Genomic DNA, 18,304 nt, shown 5'->3' with positions numbered 1-18,304 from the left:
ATGACGGTGGTCGAGGAGCAGGTCACCCCGCCGCCCCCGGGCCGGTCCGCGCGGCTGCTCGACGTCGCCCTGCGGATCGCCGGCGGGCTGGTCTCGGTGGTCGGCGGGGTGCTGGTGGCGCTGCTCGGGCTGCTGCTGTCCACCATCCGGGTGGGCGGTCACCTGATCGGGGTGTCGGTGCTGGTCACCATCGGCGCGGCGATCGCGGTGAGCTGGTTCGCGTACGCCACGGTCGGCCGCAAGTGGGCGGTGGCGCTGCCGGCGTTGCCGTGGTTCGTGCTGATGGCCGTGGCGGCGGTCCGCACCACCGAGGGCGACCTGCTCGTCGCCGGCGACAACTGGGTCGGCCTGGGCATGATCACCGCCGGCGCGATGACCTTCGCGGTGATGGCGTTCCGGCAGATCCTCGGCCCGCCGCAACGACGTCACGACGGGTGATGACGCCGCACCGCCTGTGGTGGTAGACATTCCTGCCAGAAGGCTCGCCGGTGGGGCGGGCGGTACGGCGGGAGGCGTGCGATGGGGAATCGGTGGCGCGCGGTCGGTGTGCTCGCGGGGGCGCTGTTCGCGGTCAACGTGGCGGCTCGGGTGATCATCAAGCTCGGCTTCGACGGGAACGACACCGCCGCCGACCGGGTATCGCTGGGCATGTTCGTGGTGATCGGGCTGATCCTCGCCGGGGTCGTCTTCGTGCAGGGCCGTACCCGCCCGGTGGGCGCCTGGGGCGCCGACGTCGGTGCGGCGGTGCTGGTGGCGCTGCTGTTGACCGTGCTGGTCGGGCCGCTGCTGGTCGGCGACAACCCGTTCGGCGGGGGCGCCGGGCTGTTCTTCGCCCAGATCTGGCTCTACCTGCTGGCCGCCGGAGCCGGCGTGGCGGTCGGCTACCTGCTGCTCACCGCGCTCGGCCTCGACCACCGCTCGCAGCAGCTCAAGCGGTACGCCGAGATCAAGTCGGCCAAGCCGCGCCGCGTCGTCCGCCGCTGACGTAGCCAGCTCGGGCGGGATCTGGCCGCGGCCGACGCGTGATCGACTCCGTGTCGGCGGAGCGGCGGTATCGCGCCCGCCCCGATACCGCCACTTCGGCGATACGGAGTGGATCACCAGCGTTCGGCCGCTGGGGTCGGTCAGGTGGGCGGGGTCGCCCTCGGTCGTGTTCTCCGGTCGGCCACGGGCCGGGCGCCGCCGGTAATGGCGGGCCCGACCCGGGGGTGCCGCTCGGCTAGCGGGCGGGGGAGGAAGCCGTACCCCTGCCGTTCGTCCCCGGCAGCGGCGGGGTGGCCGCCGTCCCGTCTTCGGCGGTGAGGACGGTGCCCTCCGGGGTGACGACCTCGTCGACCGGCTCCATCTCGGCCGGCACCATCGAGGTGCGCACCCGGTCGGCGGTCGTTCCCGAGCCAGCCTCCGCCGCGCGCGTCCGTACCGGCTGCCGGTCCGTGGCGTTCCCGCCCGCGTCGCCGCCACCCGAGCGGGGTTGGGGAACCCGGGTGCCCGAGCCCTGGTCCGACGGGGACGCCGGGAGCGCCGGCCGGGTCGCGGTGGAGCCCAGCTCCCGGTGGGGCGCGGCCGACGGCGGCACGGTCGTGTCCGCTGCCGTGTCAGGTGCGGTCGAGTCCGCGGGCGCGGCCACCGGCGCGGTCGACTCGGCCACCGCTTCCTCCAGCTCCGCCGCCCGCCGCTCGACCTCCTCGACTTCCGCCGCCAGCGGCGTGACGTCCGCCAGTTCCGCCGCGCGCCGCTCCACCTCCGCCAGCTCCACCTCCGGCGACTCCGCCTCAGGGGAGTCGGGACGAGGGCGACGCGGGTTGGCGCGGTCGGTGGCGGCCGACCGGCCGCCGGTCGCCGAGCTCTTGGAGCCCGAGCTCTTGGAGCCCGAGCCGGTGGTCGTGCGGCCCTCGCGGAGCGCCTTGATCAGTGCGTCGACGAGTTCGTCCTTGCGCATGTCGGTGGTGCCGGTGACGCCGCGTCGGCGGAGTCGGTCGCGGAGCTGGTCGACCTTGAGGCGGGCGATCTCGCTCTCGTTGACGTCGGGGGTGTTCGGGGTCTGGTTGCCCGGCTGCTCGCCGGTTCCGCCGCCCCGCGACCCGGACCCGCCACCCGACGCCGAGCTGCCACCCGACGCCGAGCTGCCGCCCGACCCCGAGCTGCGGCCCGACGCCGAGCCGGAGGTGTTGCGCGAGCCCGAGCCGCCTCGGGAGCCCGAATTCGTCCGTGAGCTGCGGCCCGTGCCTGAGCCGGTGGTCGTGCGGCCCTCGCGGAGCGCCTTGATCAGGGCGTCGACGAGCTCCTCCTTGCGCATGTCGGTGGTGCCGGTGATGCCGCGTCGGCGGAGTCGGTCGCGGAGTTGGTCGACCTTGAGGCGGGCGATCTCGCTCTCGTTGACGTCGGGGGTGTTCGGGGTCTGGTTGCCGGGGACGTTCTTCGTCGCCGTCGAGGCGCTGGCGCGTCCCGATCCGCTGCGCGTGGCCATCGAGCAGGTCCTTCCTGGTCCGGGGTCGAAGGAGGCGGCGCGACGTGCGTCGTGCCGCGTCCAGTTCCTCCGGTACCCCGAACGACCTGCGGGAATCTTGCTCAGCCCGGGGCGACCCGGGTCAGGTAGGTGTGGTGGGTGGTGAAGCCGAGTCCCCGGTAGAGGGTCACCGCGGCGGAGTTGCGCTGCTCCACCTGGAGGAAGGCGTGCGTCGCCCCCTCCGCCACGCCCCAGTCGACCAGGGCCCGGACCACCCGGCCGGCCAGCCCGCGCCGCCGGGCCTCGGGCACCACCTCGATCAGGCTGAGCCCGAGCCAGCGTCCCCGCCCGGTGACGGTGCCCCGGCCGACCGCGACCAGCGTGCCGTCGGCGTACAGGTGGGCGAAGCGGACCCGGTCCACGGCGGTGAGCACGTGCCGGGCGGCGTCCGGGAGGCCGCCCTTGCGGCCGGCGGCGATCGCGAGCCAGTCGTCCGACGGCGCGGCGGCCAGCTCGACCGGCGGCGAGCCGGCCGGGGCCGGCGCGGCCGGCGGCAGCGCGGCGAGGGCGACGGTCTGCACGAGCACCGGCGGCCGGCTGCCCCAGCCCCGGGCGTCCAGCTCCGCGCCGACCGGCGCGGCCAGCGGGAGCGGGGTGTTCACCATGGCCGGCTGCCCCTGGTCGGCGTACCAGCGTTCCACCGCGTCCAGCGCGGCCGGCAGCGGCCGGTCCGGGTCGCCCACCGGCAGCGCCGAGTTGGCCCGGCCGGACCAGCCGGCGGCGGAGCGCAGCAGCCAGTCGCCCAGCCGGTCCCGGACGGCGGCGGGCCACGCCTCGTCGGAGGCCAGCTCCAGCTCGATCACGGCGGAGGCGGTCGGCCGGCGGGTCGGCGGTACCCGCTTGGCCCGGTGCACCTCGGTCACCGGCACCCGCAGCCGGCCCTGCCCGGTGGCGAGAGTGAGATGGGTCTCGGTCAGCTCGACCAGCTCGCCGAGAGCGTCCGAGAAGAGGGGGCGGCCCTCACGAATCCCCACAATGCGGCGCACCACGATCCGGTGGCCCACGTCCTGCTGTCGGAGCACGATCGACCTCCTCCCCGGCGAGATACTAGGCTCTTACCGTCGCGGGTGATCGCGGCGAGTCTTGCGGAGGAGAAGACCGGTGACCTACATCATCGCCGAGCCGTGCGTGGATGTGCTCGACAAGGCATGCATCGAGGAGTGCCCGGTCGACTGCATTTACGAGGGCAATCGGATGCTCTACATCCACCCCGACGAGTGCGTCGACTGTGGTGCCTGTGAGCCGGTCTGCCCGGTGGAAGCGATCTTCTACGAGGACGACGTCCCGGAGCAGTGGAAGGACTACACCGGGGCCAACTACGAGTTCTTCGAGGACCTCGGCTCGCCGGGCGGCGCGTCGAAGATCGGCAAGGTGGAGAAGGACGCGACGTTCGTCGCCGCCCAGCCGCCGCGCGGAGAGGGCCACTGAACCGGCCCGCGCCGGTCTCGTCGCGGCTGCCCGAGTTCACCTGGGACACGCTGGACGCCGCGGCGACCGTGGCCGCGGCGCACCCGGACGGTCTGATCAACCTCTCGATGGGTACGCCGGTCGACCCGGTTCCCTCGGTGATCCGGCAGGCGCTGGCGGACGCGTCCGACGCCCCGGGGTACCCGCTGACCGCGGGCACCCCGGCGCTGCGCGACGCCATCGCCGGCTGGGTGGCCCGGGCCTGCCGGGCCGGGGTCGACGGGCTCGGCGTCCTGCCCACGATCGGCTCCAAGGAACTGGTCGCCTGGCTGCCCACCCTGCTCGGGATCGGCCCCGGTGACGTGGTCGTGGTGCCGTCGATCGCCTACCCGACGTACGAGGACGGGGCCCGGCTCGCCGGCGCCACCACCGTCCGCGCCGACTCGCTGACCGCGGTCGGCCCGACCTCCCGGGTACGCCTGGTCTGGGTCAACTCGCCCGGCAACCCGACCGGTCGGGTGCTGCCCGCCGCCCACCTGCGCAAGGTGGTCGACTGGGCCCGCGAGCGGGGCGCCGTGGTGGCCAGCGACGAGTGCTACCTGCCACTGGGCTGGACGGCCGACGCCGAGCCGGTCTCGGTGCTCTCGCCCGAGGTCTGCGGCGGGTCGTACGAGTCGGTGCTGGCGGTGCACTCGCTCTCCAAGCGCTCCAACCTGGCCGGCTACCGGGCCGGTTTCGTCGCCGGCGACCCGGCGCTGGTGGCCGAGCTGCTCAAGATCCGCAAGCACGCCGGCATGATCGTGCCCGCGCCGGTGCAGGCCGCCATGGTGGCCGCGCTCGCCGACCAGGCGCACGCCGACGAGCAGCGGGAACGCTACCGGGCCCGGCGGGAGACGCTGCTCGCCGCGTTCACCGGGGCGGGCTTCGCCGTGGAGCACTCCGAGGCCGGGCTCTACCTGTGGATGACCCGGGGCGAGGACTGCTGGGCCACGGTGGACTGGCTGGCCCGCCGCGGCATCCTGGTCGCCGCGGGCGTCTTCTACGGCCCCGGCGGGGCGCAGCACGTCCGGGCCGCGCTGACCGAGTCCGACGTGCACGTCGCGGCGGTCGCCGCGCGGCTCGCACAGGCCTGACGGGCCGATGGGCGGGGCCGGCGGCGTGGTCCGGGCGGCGGTGGTCGGCACCGGGCTGATCGGCGGGTCGGTGCTGCTCCGGCTGCACGCCGCCGGGCTGGACGTGGCCGGCTGGGACCCGGACGAGGCCACCCGGCGGCAGGCCCGGCGGGTCGGCGTACCGGCACCGGAGCGTCTGGTCGACGCGGTGGCCGACCGGGACGTGGTCTTCCTCTGCGGGCCGCTGCCCACCCTGCCGCGGACCCTGGTCGAGGTGGCCGCGGCGACCGGCGAGGACTGCCTGCTCACCGACGTCGGGAGCACCAAGGCCGAGCTGGCCGCGTTCGCGGCCGCGCAGGGGCTGACCCACCGCTTCGTCCCCGGCCACCCGATGGCGGGCACCGACCGGGCCGGCCTGACCGCTGCCGTGCCGGGCCTCTTCGACGACGCGGCCTGGGTGCTCTGCCCCGCGCCCGGCCCCGGCCTGGCCGCCTTCCGCCGGCTCGCCGCGCTGGTGATGGAGGTGTTCGCCGCCCGGGTGGTGCCGATGGCGGCCGACCGGCACGACGCGGTCGTCGCGCTCGCCTCGCACGTGCCGCACCTGCTCGCCGGCGCCCTCGCCGGCGCGGCCGAGCGCTCCCCGCTGCGCGACGCCGTCCTCGGCCTCGCCGCCGGCAGCTTCCGCGACGGCACCCGGGTCGCCGGCACGCCGCCGGAGCGGACGGCGAACATGCTGCTCGCCAACCGGGCGGAGGTGCTGGCTGCGCTGACCTCGGTCACGGTCTTCCTGGACGAACTGGCGGCCGCGCTGCGCGACGACGACCGAGCCGCGCTCACCGCCCGGCACGGCGAGGGCCGCGACGCCCGGGCCGCGCTGGCCGACCGGCCGACGGTCGAGCTGCGGCGGGCCTTCCCGCTGGCCGGCAGCGGGGACGCGGAGCTGCGCTTCCTGCTCGAGCTGGGCGCGGCCGGCGGGTACCTCGACGGGTGCCGGACGACCGGTGACCAGGTCGAGTACGTGGCCCGCCGGTTGGCCGTGGAACCGGGCGGCCCACCGGGCCCGCCGCTAGGGTGAGGGCGTGACGGACGGACCGGTCGTGGCGGTGCGCGGTGAGGCGTACCGCGAGGTCGCGCCCGAGCTGGCCCGCTTCCAGGTGACCGCGACGGCCCGCGAGCGGGACCGGGAGGTCACCCTGACCCGGCTCGCCGAGCGGGCCGCCGCGGTGCGGGTGCTGCTCGACGAGCACGCCGCCGCGCTCGACCGCCGGGAGGCCGGCGACCTGCGGGTACGCCCCGAGACCAACCGCTCCGGCGAGCGGGTGGTCGGCTACCACGGCAGCGTCACCACCAGCGTCACCGTCACCGACTTCGCCGTCCTCGCCGAACTGATGCTCCGCCTGGCCGACCAGGAGCAGGTCGAGGTGGCCGGCCCGTGGTGGTCGCTGCGGCCGGACAGCCCGGCCCACCGGGAGGCCCGGCACGCCGCCATCGCCGACGCGCTGCGCCGCGCCCGGGAGTACGCCGAGGCGTTGGGCGCCCGGGTCACCGCCCTGCTGGAGCTGGCCGACGCGGAGGAGGGGTTCGCCCCGATGGCCGGCGCGGCGTTCTCCCACCGGATGGCGAAGGGCGCGCCGCCGGAGCTGGAACTCGACCCGCAGCCGCAGACCGTGCACGCCGTGGTGCGGGCCCGGTTCACCGTCAGCGACCCGGTACTGCCCTGATGCCCGAGGCCATCCCGCTCCCGCTCGACGACCTGGTGGCCCGGGCCCGTGCCCTGGCCGAGGCGGGGCCCCGGCAGTTGCTCGGCATCGCCGGGGCGCCCGGGGCGGGCAAGTCCACTCTCGCCGAGCGGATCGTCGCGGCGATCGGCCCGGCCGCCCGGCTGGTGCCGATGGACGGCTTCCACCTGGCCCAGGCCGAGTTGGAGCGGCTGGGCCGCGCCGCGCGCAAGGGCGCGGCGGACACCTTCGACGCCAACGGGTACGTCTCGCTGCTGCGCCGACTGCGACGGCTGGAGCCGACCGCGGTCTACGCCCCGTTGTTCCGCCGGGACCTGGAGGAGCCGGTGGCGGGGGCGATCGAGGTGCCGCCCTCGGTCCGGCTGGTGGTGACCGAGGGTAACTACCTGCTGCTCAGCGACCCGCCGTGGGACGACGTGCGGGCGTTGCTGCACGAGGCGTGGTTCGTCGACCTGGACGCGGAGTCGCGGCTGCGCCGGCTCGTCGCCCGGCACGAGGCGTACGGGCGGACGCCGGAGCAGGCGGCGGCCTGGGCGTACGGCAGCGACGAGACCAACGCGGCCCTGGTCCGCGACACCGCGAACCACGCCGACCTGGTGGTACGCCTAACCGACCCCCCGCCGGGGTGACGGGACGCCGCGCCGCAGCAGCCGGGCGGCCATGGCCCGCTCCCGCTGGAACTCCACCGCCTCCGGATATCCGCTGTGGTTGCGGATGGGCGGGTCGGCGATCTCCCCGCCGCTGGGATGCAGCGCCTCCGGGTCGACGACCGGCACCTCCCGCTCCCCGGCGGTGACCTGCCAGCCGAGCGGGTCGGTGGGGCGCCAGAAGTTGGTCCAGGCGACGCACCCGTCGGGCCGGGTGAGGGCGCCGGCGAGCACCCGGAGCCGGTCCGGCCCGAAGTACGCCGGGAAGACCCGGCCGTAGAGCCGGGTGAGCTGGCAGCCGTAGGAGAAGAACCAGATCCGCCGGTGCCAGCGGGCCGGCAGTTGGAGCAGCACCGAGACGCAGATGACGGTCCCCTGGCTGTGCCCGGAGAGGATCACCCCGTCCATCCGGCGCGGGTCGTGCTCGGACAGCGCGAGGATCCCGGCGACCCGGGTCTGGAGTTCGGGCACCGCCCGCTCGGCGTAGCTCGGCGGGGCCAGTGGGTGCGCGGCGCGGGGCCAGAAGGTGCCGACGTCCCAGACGACGCCGACCGAGCGGCGGACGGTGTCGTTGCGGTAGACCAGCAGCCCCACCCCGGCGACCACCACCGGCAGCCAGCCCAGCATCGTGTCGCCGACGTCCGCGACGGTGTGGATCACCGCCTGCCAGCCGACGGCGGACCCCGGGCCGGGACGGCTGCGGGACAGCGCCGCCGCGCAGCAGAGGGCGGCAAGTACCATCGCCACTGCCGTGTAGCAGCCGACCAGCCGGACGGCGTGTTCGCCGACCAGCCGGTGCAGGGCCCGGTAGCCGCTGACGTCGCGGCAGCGCCGCCGGTCATGGGCGGAGTGGACGGTCCCGGGCCGGGTCAGCGCGGCGTACTCCTGGCGGCGCAGCCGGCTGAAGAGCAGGCCGGCGCGGATCCCGGTGCCGACGAGGGCGGCGACCGCCACGGCGAAGGCCAGCCCGGCCCAGAACACCGCCGGCGGCGGCATCACCCGTTCGGGCCCGGCGTCGCCGTTGAGCCGCTCGGCGACCCGGTGCAGCAGCCCGGCGCCGTAGGCGATGGCCATCATCCAGCCGGCGCCGGCGATCAGGGCCGGGCCCCGACCACCCCAGGCCAGGTCGGTGTACGGGCCGGGGGGCTGCCGGTCGGCGTCGCCGCGGGTCCGGGGCAGCAGCAGGCCGGTCGCGGCGACCGCGATCGCCGGTACGGCGAGCATCCAGCTGCTCAGTCCCCGCGGGGCGGCCGGCAGCCCGGGCAGCCCGCCCTCGATCCAGCCCACCCCGAGCGGCAGCAGCGCGGCGCCGAGGACCGGGGCGAGCAGCGCGCGTCGCCCCGACCGGGTGACCGCGCCGATGGCGATCAGCAGCAGCACCTGGTACGCGGCCAGCCAGGCGACGGCCGTGTCGTACCCGGGCAGCGACCGGTCGGCCAGGCAGCCCGGCGTGTCGGGGGCCGCGGTGCAGCCGGCCGGCAGCCGGAACTGCGACAGCGGTCGCCCGGCGGGCCCGTCGGGCAGGACCAGGAGCACGAAGGTTCCGGCCAGCCCCAGGCCGAGCAGCGACCCGACGGCGGTGCTCCACCGGCCCAACGGGGTGTCCCCGCGGCGTCGGGTCAGGTAGGGCCGGCCGATCGCGACGACGGCCGTCCCGACCACCGCGGCGAGGGCGGCGACGGTGGGCCAGGCGACCATCGCCCGGGTACCCCGGGGCGGGTCCATCACGAGCACCGCCGCGATCGGCACCGACGCGGCGATCGCCGCTCCGGTGCAGAGGTGCAGCACGGCGGCCCGGCGCAGCTGCCCCTCGCCGCACCAGAAGGTCGGGTCCTGCAACGGGTTCGCCGCCGGCGGCGGGTCGGCGGGCGGGACGACCTCCGGTCCGGCGGCGGCGGGTCGGCGGGCGGGACGCGGCTCGGCGGGCATCTCGGCCTCGTACTGGTAGGTGCGCCAGGCGACCATGCCGAGCACGGCCAGCACGGCCAGCGGCAGCAGCAGTCCGACGGCGAGCGCGTGGGCGTCGGCCCGCCACCAGCCGCGGCCGAGGAACTCCCACGGGCCGGGCACGCGCCCCAGGCAGTCCTGGTCCACGCACTGCCAGGCGATCAGGTCCACGCCGACGCCGGTCAGGGTGATCGCCAGGGTGGCGGTGAGGCTGAGGCAGAAGAGGCGGATCAGCCAGGCGGCGATGCCGGAGCGGCTGGCCCAGTGTTCCGTTCGCGGGTCCGGCGGGATGTCGGGGCGGGCGTGCAGGGCCACGTTGGCCAGGGTGAACGGGAGCAGCACCGTCCACAGGGCCTGCTCGACGTCCCGCGCGGTCCGCGCGCCGGAGGTGAGCTGCCCCCAGCTGTACGCCTCGACGGTGATCGGGTCGTCCGGGCCGGCGGAGGTGGACCGGTAGCAGCCGGTGACCTTGCCGCCGGCCACCAGGGCGGGTTGCGGGCCGGCTCCGGCGGGTTCGGGCCGCAGCCCGAGGAGCTGGTCGGGCGGGGTGTTGGACACCCCGTGCACCCGTAGTTCGAGCACCCGATCGCCCATCCGTGCCCCCTGGTGTCGCGCTCACTACCCAGAGTGCACCCTGGTGCGCGGTTCCGGCCACCCGTGTGTCTGCTTGTTTCAGCAGCTCAAGCGGCTATTCGAGGGTGCGCACCAGGCGGGCGGGATTGCCGACGGCGACCACGTTCGGTGGCAGGTCCTTGGTCACGACGGCGCCGGCGCCGACCACGGTGTTCGCGCCGACGGTCACTCCGGCGAGCACGATGGCCCCGCCACCGAGCCAGACGTTGTCGCCGATGGTGATCGGCTTCGCCGCCTCCCACTTCTCCCGGCGCGGGCCCGGCTCGATCGGGTGGGTGGGGGTGAGCAGCTGGACGTTCGGTCCGATCTGGACGTCGGCGCCGATGGTGATCCGGGCGACGTCGAGGAAGACCGCGTTGAAGTTCACGAAGCAGCGCGGGCCGAGGTGAATCTGCCAGCCGTAGTCGCAGTGGAAGGGCGGACGGATCCAGGTGTCCTCGCCGACCGAGCCGAGCAGCTCGCGCAGCGCGGCCAGGCGCCCCTGCGGGTCGGTGGCGGCGGTGGTGTTGAAGCGTTCCATCAGCTGGGCGGCGCGGTCGAGGTCGGCGACGATCTCGGGCTCGTTGGCGATGTAGGGCTCGCCGGCCAGCATTCGTTCCCGCATGGACGCCACCGGGCGATCATCGCCGGTCGGGCCCCCGCCAGGGGCGGGGACCGTCATATTCCGGACTTTCCCTGTGCATACTCGGTATGTAATTCTGGTCTCCGTCAATGCGACTCCCGTCTATGAAGACGCTTCACGAGGAGGATCCGTTGCACAGAACCAGAAGGAAGACCGCCGCACTCGGGCTGGTGCTCGGCCTGGCGCTCGGCACCCCGGCCGCCGCCTCGGCCGCCGCACCGACCGCACCGGCGGGCGCCGAGGCGTCCCGACCGGCCGGGAAGCCGTCCAGCCCGACCGGCGCGTCGACCACCGTCACCCTGGTCACCGGGGACCGGGTCACCGTCACCGGCTCCGGCGACGCCGCCGTCCGGCCCGCCGCCGGCCGGAGTGAGGTGCGATTCCTGGTACGCCGGGAGCGCGGGCACCTCACCGTGGTGCCGCAGGACGCGCTGGCGCTGATCCGTGCCGGCCGGGTCGACCGGCGACTCTTCGACGTCACCGAGCTGATCTCCGCCGGCTACGACGACGCCCGCCGTGACGACCTGCCGCTACTGGTGTCGTACGCCTCGGGGGAGGCCCGACGCGGCGTGGCCGCGCTGCCCGGCGCCCGGGTGACCCGGGACCTGCCGGCGATCCGCGGCGCCGCACTCACCGCCGGCAAGTCCACCGCCGGTCAGGTGTGGTCGGCGGTCACGACCGGCTCCACCGGCACCCGACTCGGCGCGGCGGGGGGCGTCGAGCGGATCTGGCTCGACGGCCGGCGTCGGGTCACCCTGGACCACAGCGTCCCGCAGATCGGGGCGCCCACCGCCTGGTCGGCCGGCTTCACCGGCAAGGGCGTCAGCGTCGCGGTGCTGGACACCGGCGTCGACACGACCCACCCCGACCTGGCCGGCAAGGTGGCCGAGTCGCGCAACTTCACCGAGGTCACCGACGACCGGGACACGGTCGGCCACGGCACCCACGTCGCCTCCACCATCGCGGGCAGCGGCGCCGCGTCGGGTGGGCGGTACAAGGGCGTCGCGCCGGATGCCACGCTGCTCAACGGCAAGGTCTGCGAGGACATCGGGTGCACCGACTCGGCCATCCTGGCCGGGATGCAGTGGGCCGCCGTCGACAAGCGGGCCACCGTGGTCAACATGAGCCTCAGCGGCTGGGACTTCCCCGAGGTCGACCCGCTGGAGGAGGCGGTGCAGACGCTGACCGCACAGACCGGCGCCCTCTTCGTCACCGCCGCCGGCAACGCCGGGTCGGACGCCTCCGTCGGCTCCCCGGCCAGCGCCGACGCCGCGCTCGCCGTCGGCGCGGTGGACCGCGACGACCAGCTCGCCGAGTTCTCCAGCCGGGGCCCCCGGGTGGGCGACGACGCGATCAAGCCCGACATCACCGCGCCCGGCGTCGACATCGTCGCCGCCCGGTCGGCCACCGGCAGCATCGGCGACCCGGTGGGGGAGAAGTACGTCGCGCTCTCCGGCACCTCGATGGCCACCCCGCACGTGGCCGGCTCGGTGGCGCTGCTGGCCCAGCAGCACCCGGACTGGAAGGCCGGCCAGTTCAAGGCGACCCTGATGGCCGCCGCGAAGCCGCACCCGGCGCAGACCGCGTACGAGCAGGGGGCCGGCCGGGTCGACCTGACCCGCGCGATCGGCCAGCAGGTGACCAGCGACCCGGTCAGCGTGTCCTTCGGCCGCGCGCTCTGGCCGCACGGCGACGACGCGCCGATCACGCGCACGGTGGCCTGGCGCAACGCCGGCCCGACCGCCGTCACGCTCGACCTGAGCACCGAGATCACCGGTCCGGGTGGCCAGCCGGCGCCGGCCGGGATGTTCCGCCTCGGCGCGACCCGGGTGACCGTGCCCGCGGGCGGCCGGGCGGAGACCACCGTCACCGCCGACACCCGGCTCGGTGCCGCCGACGGCTACTGGACCGGCCGGGTCGTCGCCCGCTCCGGCGCCACCGTCGCGGTCACCCCGGTGGCGGTCAACCGGGAGGTGGAGAGCTACACCCTGACGCTGACCCACCTGGACCGGTCCGGCGGGACGACCGGGGGCTACTACACCAGCCTGGCCGGGCTGGACCGCTTCGACATCCGGGACGCCTACGACCCCGACGGGGTGGCCCAGGTACGACTGCCCAAGGGGCGCTACGGCCTGAGCACGCTCATCTTCGAGGCCGCAGGTGAGGGCGAAGCCGGCGGGCTCACCATGCTGGCCCAGCCGGAGCTGACCGTCGACCGGGACCTCTCGCTCACCGTGGACGCCCGGCGGGGCAAGCCGGTCCTGACCACGATCCCGAAGCGGGACGCGACTCCGCTGCTGATCGACGTCAGCGCGGTCTTCTTCGGCGACGACGGCAGCAGCTACGGCTTCGGGCTCTGGGCCGACAGCTTCGCCGGCCTGACCACCGCGCAGCTCGGCAGCCCGGTCTCCGCGGACCGGTTCGTCTCGACGATCAGCAGCCAGTGGGCCGACCGGGAGGCCGCCAGCAGCCCCTACCTGTACGCGCTGAGCGAGGCGGTCCCCGGCCGGATGCCGACCGGTTTCGTCCGGCACTACCGGGCCGGCGACCTGGCCACCGTGGTGCACCGGTTCCGGGGCGGGTACCCGGGGATGGTCGCCGAGCGGATCGTCATCGCGGAGTTGGAGTACAACACCGGGGCCTCGGCGATCGTCCTGCCCACCGAGGTACCCGGCGAGCGGGTGGAGCACTACAACACCAGGGGCGTGCGGTGGGAGTCCGAGATCGACTTCGGGGTGATCGACGAGGAGGGCTGGCTGAACCCGAAGGCGGCGCTGTTCTCCGTGCCGACCGCGTACCAGGCGGGGCGGACGGTCCACGAGACCTGGAACCAGGCCCCGTACGGGCCGTCGTTCCCGGCCCCGCGCTGGCCGGAGGAGAGCGTCAGCCGTACCGGGGACCTCATCTTCGTCGGCCTGCCGGTGCACAGCGACGCGGCCGGGCACCCCGGCGGGTCGGTCACCGACACCGCCCGGACCGCCCTGTGGCGCAACGGGAAGCTGGTCGGCGAGAGCGAGTACGCCGGCTACGGCGAGTTCACCGTGCCGGCCGCGGCGGCCGACTACAAGCTGACGGTGTCGGCCACCCGGAGCTTCACCGACCTCAGCACCGAGGTGGAGTCGACGTGGACCTTCCGGTCCGGTCACGTCGCCGGTGACACCCCGGCCCGGCTGCCGCTGATGGCGGTGCGCTTCGCCCCGCCGCTGCGGGTCGACAACAGCGCGCCGGCCGGCCGCCTCTTCGCCGTGCCGGTGCAGGTGCAGCGGCAGCCCGGGGCGCCGGCCGCCGGGGTGGAGAAGCTGACCGTCGACGCCTCGTACGACGGCGGTGAGACCTGGCGCAAGGCCGCCGTGCTGCGGGTGCCCGGGAAGGGCTGGGTCGCGCTGCTGCGGCACCCGGCCGGCCCCGGTCACGTGTCCCTGCGGGCCACCGCCCGGGACACCGCCGGCAACACGGTGACCGAGCGGATCGTCCAGGCGTACCGCCTGCGGTGAGCGACGCCGGGCCCGCGGTCTCACCGCCGTGGGCCCGGACGCCGGTCGGGGTCGGGGCGGTTCGCCCCGGCCCCGGCCGGTCCGTCAGTCGTTGGCGTGCAGGGCGGCGTTCAGCTCGATGCCCTTGCCGGTGCGCTGCTTCGCCTCCAGCGCGCCGGTGACCGAGTTGCGCCAGAAGAGCAGGCCGTCCACCCCGGAGAGTTCGCGGGCCTTGACCACCCGGCCGTCCGGCAGAGTGATCTTCGACGCGGCGGTGATGTAGCAGCCCGCCTCGACCACGCAGTCGTCGCCGAGCGAGATGCCGACGCCGGCGTTCGCGCCGATCAGGCTCCGCTCGCCGATGCTGACCTTCTCGGTGCCGCCGCCGGAGAGGGTGCCCATGATCGACGCCCCGCCGCCGATGTCGGAGCCGTCACCGACCAGGACGCCCTGCACGATCCGCCCCTCGACCATCGAGGTGCCCAGCGTGCCGGCGTTGAAGTTGACGAAGCCCTCGTGCATCACGGTGGTGCCGGCCGCCAGGTGCGCGCCGAGCCGGACCCGGTCCGCGTCGGCGATCCGCACGCCGGAGGGGACCACGTAGTCGGTCATCCGGGGGAACTTGTCCACTCCGTACACCGCCAGGTACCGGCCGGCGGCCCGCTCGATCACCCGCAGCTCGTCGACCCGCTCCGGCGGGCACGGCCCGGCCGACGTCCAGGCCACGTTCGCCAGCTTGCCGAAGATGCCGTCCAGGTTGACCTCGTTGGGCCGCACCAGGCGGTGGGAGAGCAGGTGCAACCGGAGGTACGCGTCGGCGGCGTCCTTGATCGGGTCGTCCAGCGAGCCGAGCACGGTGGTGACCTCGACGGTACGCAGACCCGGCAGCGCCCGCTCGCCGATCGCGCCCGGCGGCAGGTCGAGGACGTCGCCCTGGTCCTCGCCGGGTACCAGCGGCAGCTCGCCGAGTCCGAGCTTGCCGGTCGGGTACCAGGTGTCGAGCACCTGGTCGTCAGCGGTGACGGTGGCCAGGCCGATGCCCCAGGCGGGTACTGCGGACGTCACTGTTACACCTCTCGTTCGCGGCTGCTGGGCAGGCGGGCTCACTGCCCGCGCGCACCGAATTTGACGGTACCGTGCCCAGCATGGAGAACCCGCTGACCCCCGAGGTCTTGGCTGATCCGGTGGCGCTGACGCGTGCCCTGGTCGACATAGAGTCCGTCTCCCTCAACGAGAAGGCCATCGCCGACTGCGTCGAGGAGGTGCTGCGGGGCGTGCCGCACCTGACCACGTTCCGACACAACAACACGGTGATGGCCCGTACCGACCTGGGCCGGGCGTCGCGGGTGGTGCTCGCCGGCCACCTGGACACGGTGCCGCTGAACGACAACTTCCCGTCGACGATGCGCGGCGACCTGATGTACGGCTGCGGCACCTCGGACATGAAGTCCGGCGTGGCGTTCGCGCTGCACCTGGCGGTGACCCTGCCCGACCCGCGCTACGACGTGACGTACTTCTTCTACGAGGCCGAGGAGATCGAGTCGAGGTACAACGGGCTCACCCTGGTCTCGCAGGCGCACCCGGAGTGGCTGGAGGCCGACTTCGCGGTGCTGCTGGAGCCGACGTACGGGATCGTCGAGGCCGGCTGCCAGGGCACCATGCGGGCGGTCGTCACCACGCACGGCGAGCGCGCTCACGCCGCCCGCTCCTGGCACGGGGTGAACGCCATCCACGGCGCGGGCGAGGTGCTGCGCCGGCTGGGGGCGTACGAGGGCCGGCGGGTCACCATCGAGGGCTGCGACTACCGGGAGGGGCTGAACGCCGTCCGGATCACCGGCGGGGTGGCCGGCAACGTCGTCCCGGACCACTGTGAGATTGAGATCAACTACCGGTACGCCCCGGACCGTGACCCGGCGGCCGCCGAGGCGCACCTGCGGGAGGTCTTCGCCGGCTTCGACCTGACGGTGACCGACGCGGCGGCGGGCGCGGCCCCCGGCCTGGAGTCGCCCGCGGCGCAGGAGTTCCTCGCCGCCGTCGGCGCCGCGCCGATCGGCAAGCTGGGCTGGACGGACGTGGCCCGGTTCGCGGCGATGGGCATCCCGGCGCTGAACTTCGGCCCCGGCGACCCCAACCTCGCCCACCACAAGGACGAGCACGTCGAGATCACCAAGATCCGCGACGGCGCCGCCACCCTGCACCGCTGGCTCGCCTCCGCCTGACCCCACCCCGCGCGCCCGGCCCCGCTCACCCGCGCCCCGGCCCGGTTCCGCTCGGCCCGGTTCCGCTCGGCCCGGTTCCGGCCCGGCTCGGTGATCAAGAGGTTTGCGTCAGGAGAGGCCCTTCGGGTGACGCAAACCTCTTGATCACCCAGAGCGCCGGCGGGGCCGGCGGGGTGCGGGTCGCGGGGTTTGGAGTGGGGTGGGTGTCAGGCGGTGGTGAGGGCAGGGGAGTCGGTGGACTCGGGATCGGCGGTCGGTGCCGCCGGGGACTCCAGCTGTCGGGCGCGGCGGCGCTCGGCCACCACGTCACGGATGCGGCGCTGCATCTGCCGGCGGATCCGGATCCGCTCGTTGTTGTTGATCACGCTTGCTCCTCCCCCGAAGGCGCGCGACCGGGGCATACCCGGTATGTGAATAGTAAGACGTACGGGCGACAGAATTAGTTGCCCAAGATCGCGAACTATTTCTCCGGCTCGCCGGGCGCCACCCCCGGCCGGTGTCGCTCCACTACGGTTGCTCCCATGAGCCAGAGCAACGGGCGGCAGCCGGGCCGCGACCCGGAGCGGCACCGGGGCGCGGTCACGCTGCGCCGCGGCGCGATCCCGACGAGCACCGCCGACCAGCGGCTGCTCGACTCCCGGGGCCGGGGCGACTGGAAGACCAAGGACGCCTGGCGCGCCCTGCGGATCCTTTCCGAGTTCGTGGAGGGCTTCGACACCCTGGCCGACCTGCCGCCCGCCGTCAGCGTCTTCGGCTCCGCCCGCAGCACCCCGGACAGCCCCGAGTACGGGCTGGCGCGGGAACTCGGGGCCGCCCTGGCCCGGGCCGGGTACGCCGTCATCACCGGTGGCGGGCCCGGTGTGATGGAGGCGGCCAACCGGGGGGCCAGCGACGCCGGCGGACTCTCCGTCGGGCTCGGCATCGAACTCCCCTTCGAGCAGGGGCTCAACGACTGGGTCGACCTGGCCATCGACTTCCGGTACTTCTTCGCCCGCAAGACCATGTTCGTCAAGTACGCCCAGGCGTTCGTGGTGCTGCCCGGCGGCTTCGGCACCATGGACGAGCTCTTCGAGGCGCTCACCCTGGTGCAGACCGGCAAGGTCACCCGGTTCCCGGTGGTGCTGATGGGCACCGCGTACTGGCGGGGGCTGCTCGACTGGCTGCGGGACAGCATGGCCGCCGAGGGCAAGATCGGGCCGGTCGACCTGGACCTGATCTGCCTCACCGACGACGTGGACGCCGCCGTCCGGCACATCGTCGAGGCCGAGGCCGCCCTCTCCGCCGAGCAGGAGGCCGTCCGCGAGGAGGCCGTCGCGCGGACCGCCGCCGACCAGCAGGCCGCCGCGGACAGCGGGGGCAACCGTGCACCGGGCGGCGGGCCGGCCGGCCCGACCGGGTCGGGCGCGGGCCGGCGGGGCTGAGCCGTGGCGGCGATCTGCGTCTTCTGCGCCTCCTCCCGTACCCTCGACCGGCGCTGGCTGGAGTTGGCGGCCGAGACGGGTGCGGAGCTCGCCCGGCGCGGACACACCGTGGTCAGCGGCGGTGGCTGCGTCGGGATGATGGGCGCCCTGGCCGACGGCGCGCGGGCGGCCGGCGGGCGCACCCTCGGGGTGATCCCGCAGGCGCTGGTCGACCTGGAGGTCGCCGACCTGGCCTCCGACGAGCTGCTGGTCACCGACGGCATGGCCAGCCGCAAGACGCTGATGGTCGACAAGTCGGACGCCTTCCTCACCCTGCCGGGCGGGCTGGGCACCCTGGACGAGCTCTTCGAGGTCTGGACCACCGCCACGCTGGCCCTGCACGCCAAGCCGATGGTGCTGGTAGACACCGACGGCTTCTACCGCCCCCTGCTGGACTGGCTCGCCGCCCTGGCAGAGCAGACCTTCCTCAAGCCCGCCGGCCTCGATCTCCTCCTGATCGCCGACACCGTCCCCGCCGCCCTCGACCTTCTCGAATCCCGCCTCACCTGACCCTGGGTCCGCCCGTTGATCATGAAGTT

At 74.7% G+C, this 18,304-nt stretch carries 17 protein-coding genes; 11 read left to right on the top strand and 6 right to left on the bottom strand.

Annotation, left to right across the window (positions count from 1 at the left end):
- Together V6U89_RS03770 and V6U89_RS03765 are read left to right on the top strand one after the other, a co-directional pair.
- The gene (locus V6U89_RS03770) at nt 1–438 is read left to right on the top strand and encodes a hypothetical protein (protein WP_334569419.1); all 438 of its coding nucleotides are present in this window, start codon (nt 1–3) and stop codon (nt 436–438) included.
- Nucleotides 439–519: 81 nt separating this feature from the next.
- Entirely contained in the window at nt 520–984 is a 465-nt protein-coding gene (locus tag V6U89_RS03765) for a hypothetical protein (protein ID WP_334569175.1), read from the top strand.
- Nucleotides 985–1,219: 235 nt separating this feature from the next.
- Here V6U89_RS03765 and V6U89_RS03760 read toward each other — a convergent pair whose 3' ends face one another.
- Nucleotides 1,220–2,467, bottom strand: a complete 1,248-nt coding sequence (locus V6U89_RS03760) for a hypothetical protein (protein ID WP_334569174.1) — start codon at nt 2,465–2,467, stop codon at nt 1,220–1,222.
- A gap of 101 nt (nt 2,468–2,568) precedes the next feature.
- Nucleotides 2,569–3,528, bottom strand: a complete 960-nt coding sequence (locus tag V6U89_RS03755; protein ID WP_334569173.1) for a GNAT family N-acetyltransferase — start codon at nt 3,526–3,528, stop codon at nt 2,569–2,571.
- 79 nt (nt 3,529–3,607) lie between these two features.
- Here V6U89_RS03755 and fdxA point away from each other — a divergent pair, with 79 nt between their 5' ends.
- The 5 genes from fdxA to V6U89_RS03730 are packed head-to-tail and all read left to right on the top strand — an operon-like array spanning nt 3,608 to nt 7,393.
- Nucleotides 3,608–3,934: a ferredoxin gene (gene fdxA / locus V6U89_RS03750; RefSeq protein WP_007464872.1), complete on the top strand. Its 327-nt coding sequence runs from the start codon at nt 3,608–3,610 to the stop codon at nt 3,932–3,934.
- Complete coding sequence (dapC, locus tag V6U89_RS03745) at nt 3,931–5,046, top strand: succinyldiaminopimelate transaminase (RefSeq protein ID WP_334569418.1); 1,116 nt, start codon at nt 3,931–3,933, stop codon at nt 5,044–5,046. Before fdxA ends, dapC begins: the two co-directional genes overlap by 4 nt.
- 7 nt (nt 5,047–5,053) lie before the next feature.
- Complete coding sequence (locus V6U89_RS03740) at nt 5,054–6,100, top strand: prephenate dehydrogenase (RefSeq protein ID WP_334569172.1); 1,047 nt, start codon at nt 5,054–5,056, stop codon at nt 6,098–6,100.
- Between the two features lie 4 nt (nt 6,101–6,104).
- Nucleotides 6,105–6,746, top strand: a complete 642-nt coding sequence (locus tag V6U89_RS03735; protein WP_334569171.1) for an SIMPL domain-containing protein — start codon at nt 6,105–6,107, stop codon at nt 6,744–6,746.
- On the top strand, nt 6,746–7,393 hold the full coding sequence (locus V6U89_RS03730; RefSeq protein ID WP_334569170.1) for a nucleoside/nucleotide kinase family protein: 648 nt from the start codon (nt 6,746–6,748) through the stop codon (nt 7,391–7,393). Before V6U89_RS03735 ends, V6U89_RS03730 begins: the two co-directional genes overlap by 1 nt.
- Here the strand turns inward: V6U89_RS03730 and V6U89_RS03725 are convergent.
- Both V6U89_RS03725 and V6U89_RS03720 read right to left on the bottom strand, forming a co-directional pair.
- Complete coding sequence (locus tag V6U89_RS03725; RefSeq protein WP_334569169.1) at nt 7,370–9,952, bottom strand: hypothetical protein; 2,583 nt, start codon at nt 9,950–9,952, stop codon at nt 7,370–7,372. The two genes, V6U89_RS03730 and V6U89_RS03725, sit on opposite strands and share 24 nt — an antisense overlap.
- Before the next feature lie 94 nt (nt 9,953–10,046).
- Nucleotides 10,047–10,604, bottom strand: a complete 558-nt coding sequence (locus V6U89_RS03720) for a sugar O-acetyltransferase (RefSeq protein WP_334569168.1) — start codon at nt 10,602–10,604, stop codon at nt 10,047–10,049.
- Nucleotides 10,605–10,744: 140 nt separating this feature from the next.
- On the opposite strand from V6U89_RS03720, the gene V6U89_RS03715 reads away from it, so the two are divergent.
- The gene (locus tag V6U89_RS03715; RefSeq protein ID WP_334569167.1) at nt 10,745–14,107 is read left to right on the top strand and encodes a S8 family serine peptidase; all 3,363 of its coding nucleotides are present in this window, start codon (nt 10,745–10,747) and stop codon (nt 14,105–14,107) included.
- 84 nt (nt 14,108–14,191) lie between these two features.
- Here the strand turns inward: V6U89_RS03715 and dapD are convergent, their stop codons facing one another.
- Complete coding sequence (gene dapD, locus V6U89_RS03710) at nt 14,192–15,151, bottom strand: 2,3,4,5-tetrahydropyridine-2,6-dicarboxylate N-succinyltransferase (RefSeq protein ID WP_334569166.1); 960 nt, start codon at nt 15,149–15,151, stop codon at nt 14,192–14,194.
- A gap of 80 nt (nt 15,152–15,231) precedes the next feature.
- Between dapD and dapE the strand changes: the two genes are divergently transcribed.
- Nucleotides 15,232–16,305: a succinyl-diaminopimelate desuccinylase gene (gene dapE / locus V6U89_RS03705; RefSeq protein WP_334569165.1), complete on the top strand. Its 1,074-nt coding sequence runs from the start codon at nt 15,232–15,234 to the stop codon at nt 16,303–16,305.
- 206 nt (nt 16,306–16,511) lie between these two features.
- Here dapE and V6U89_RS03700 read toward each other — a convergent pair whose 3' ends face one another.
- A complete protein-coding gene (locus V6U89_RS03700; protein WP_334569164.1) occupies nt 16,512–16,670 on the bottom strand; it encodes a hypothetical protein in 159 nt (52 codons plus the stop codon).
- A 156-nt stretch (nt 16,671–16,826) separates the two neighbouring features.
- Here V6U89_RS03700 and V6U89_RS03695 point away from each other — a divergent pair, with 156 nt between their 5' ends.
- Together V6U89_RS03695 and V6U89_RS03690 are read left to right on the top strand one after the other, a co-directional pair.
- Nucleotides 16,827–17,726, top strand: coding sequence for a TIGR00730 family Rossman fold protein (locus tag V6U89_RS03695; RefSeq protein ID WP_334569162.1), 900 nt, complete (start codon nt 16,827–16,829; stop codon nt 17,724–17,726).
- A 3-nt stretch (nt 17,727–17,729) separates the two neighbouring features.
- On the top strand, nt 17,730–18,275 hold the full coding sequence (locus tag V6U89_RS03690) for a TIGR00730 family Rossman fold protein (protein WP_334569161.1): 546 nt from the start codon (nt 17,730–17,732) through the stop codon (nt 18,273–18,275).
- Nucleotides 18,276–18,304 lie beyond the last annotated feature (29 nt).

Source organism: Micromonospora sp. CPCC 206171 (assembly GCF_036906755.1).
Taxonomy (GTDB): domain Bacteria; phylum Actinomycetota; class Actinomycetes; order Mycobacteriales; family Micromonosporaceae; genus Micromonospora; species Micromonospora purpureochromogenes.
The sequence above is the reverse complement of the archived record's forward strand: the minus strand, read 5'-3'. Positions and strand labels throughout refer to the sequence as shown.

What these genes read in the sequence shown, in the direction of transcription:
- V6U89_RS03770 (WP_334569419.1), top strand. Translation starts at nt 1, where the DNA reads ATGACGGTGGTCGAGGAGCAGGTCACCCCGCCGCCCCCGGGCCGGTCC.
- V6U89_RS03765 (WP_334569175.1), top strand. Translation starts at nt 520, where the DNA reads ATGGGGAATCGGTGGCGCGCGGTCGGTGTGCTCGCGGGGGCGCTGTTC.
- V6U89_RS03760 (WP_334569174.1), bottom strand. Translation starts at nt 2,467, where the DNA reads ATGGCCACGCGCAGCGGATCGGGACGCGCCAGCGCCTCGACGGCGACG.
- V6U89_RS03740 (WP_334569172.1), top strand. Translation starts at nt 5,054, where the DNA reads ATGGGCGGGGCCGGCGGCGTGGTCCGGGCGGCGGTGGTCGGCACCGGG.
- V6U89_RS03730 (WP_334569170.1), top strand. Translation starts at nt 6,746, where the DNA reads ATGCCCGAGGCCATCCCGCTCCCGCTCGACGACCTGGTGGCCCGGGCC.
- V6U89_RS03725 (WP_334569169.1), bottom strand. Translation starts at nt 9,952, where the DNA reads ATGGGCGATCGGGTGCTCGAACTACGGGTGCACGGGGTGTCCAACACC.
- dapE (WP_334569165.1), top strand. Translation starts at nt 15,232, where the DNA reads ATGGAGAACCCGCTGACCCCCGAGGTCTTGGCTGATCCGGTGGCGCTG.
- V6U89_RS03695 (WP_334569162.1), top strand. Translation starts at nt 16,827, where the DNA reads ATGAGCCAGAGCAACGGGCGGCAGCCGGGCCGCGACCCGGAGCGGCAC.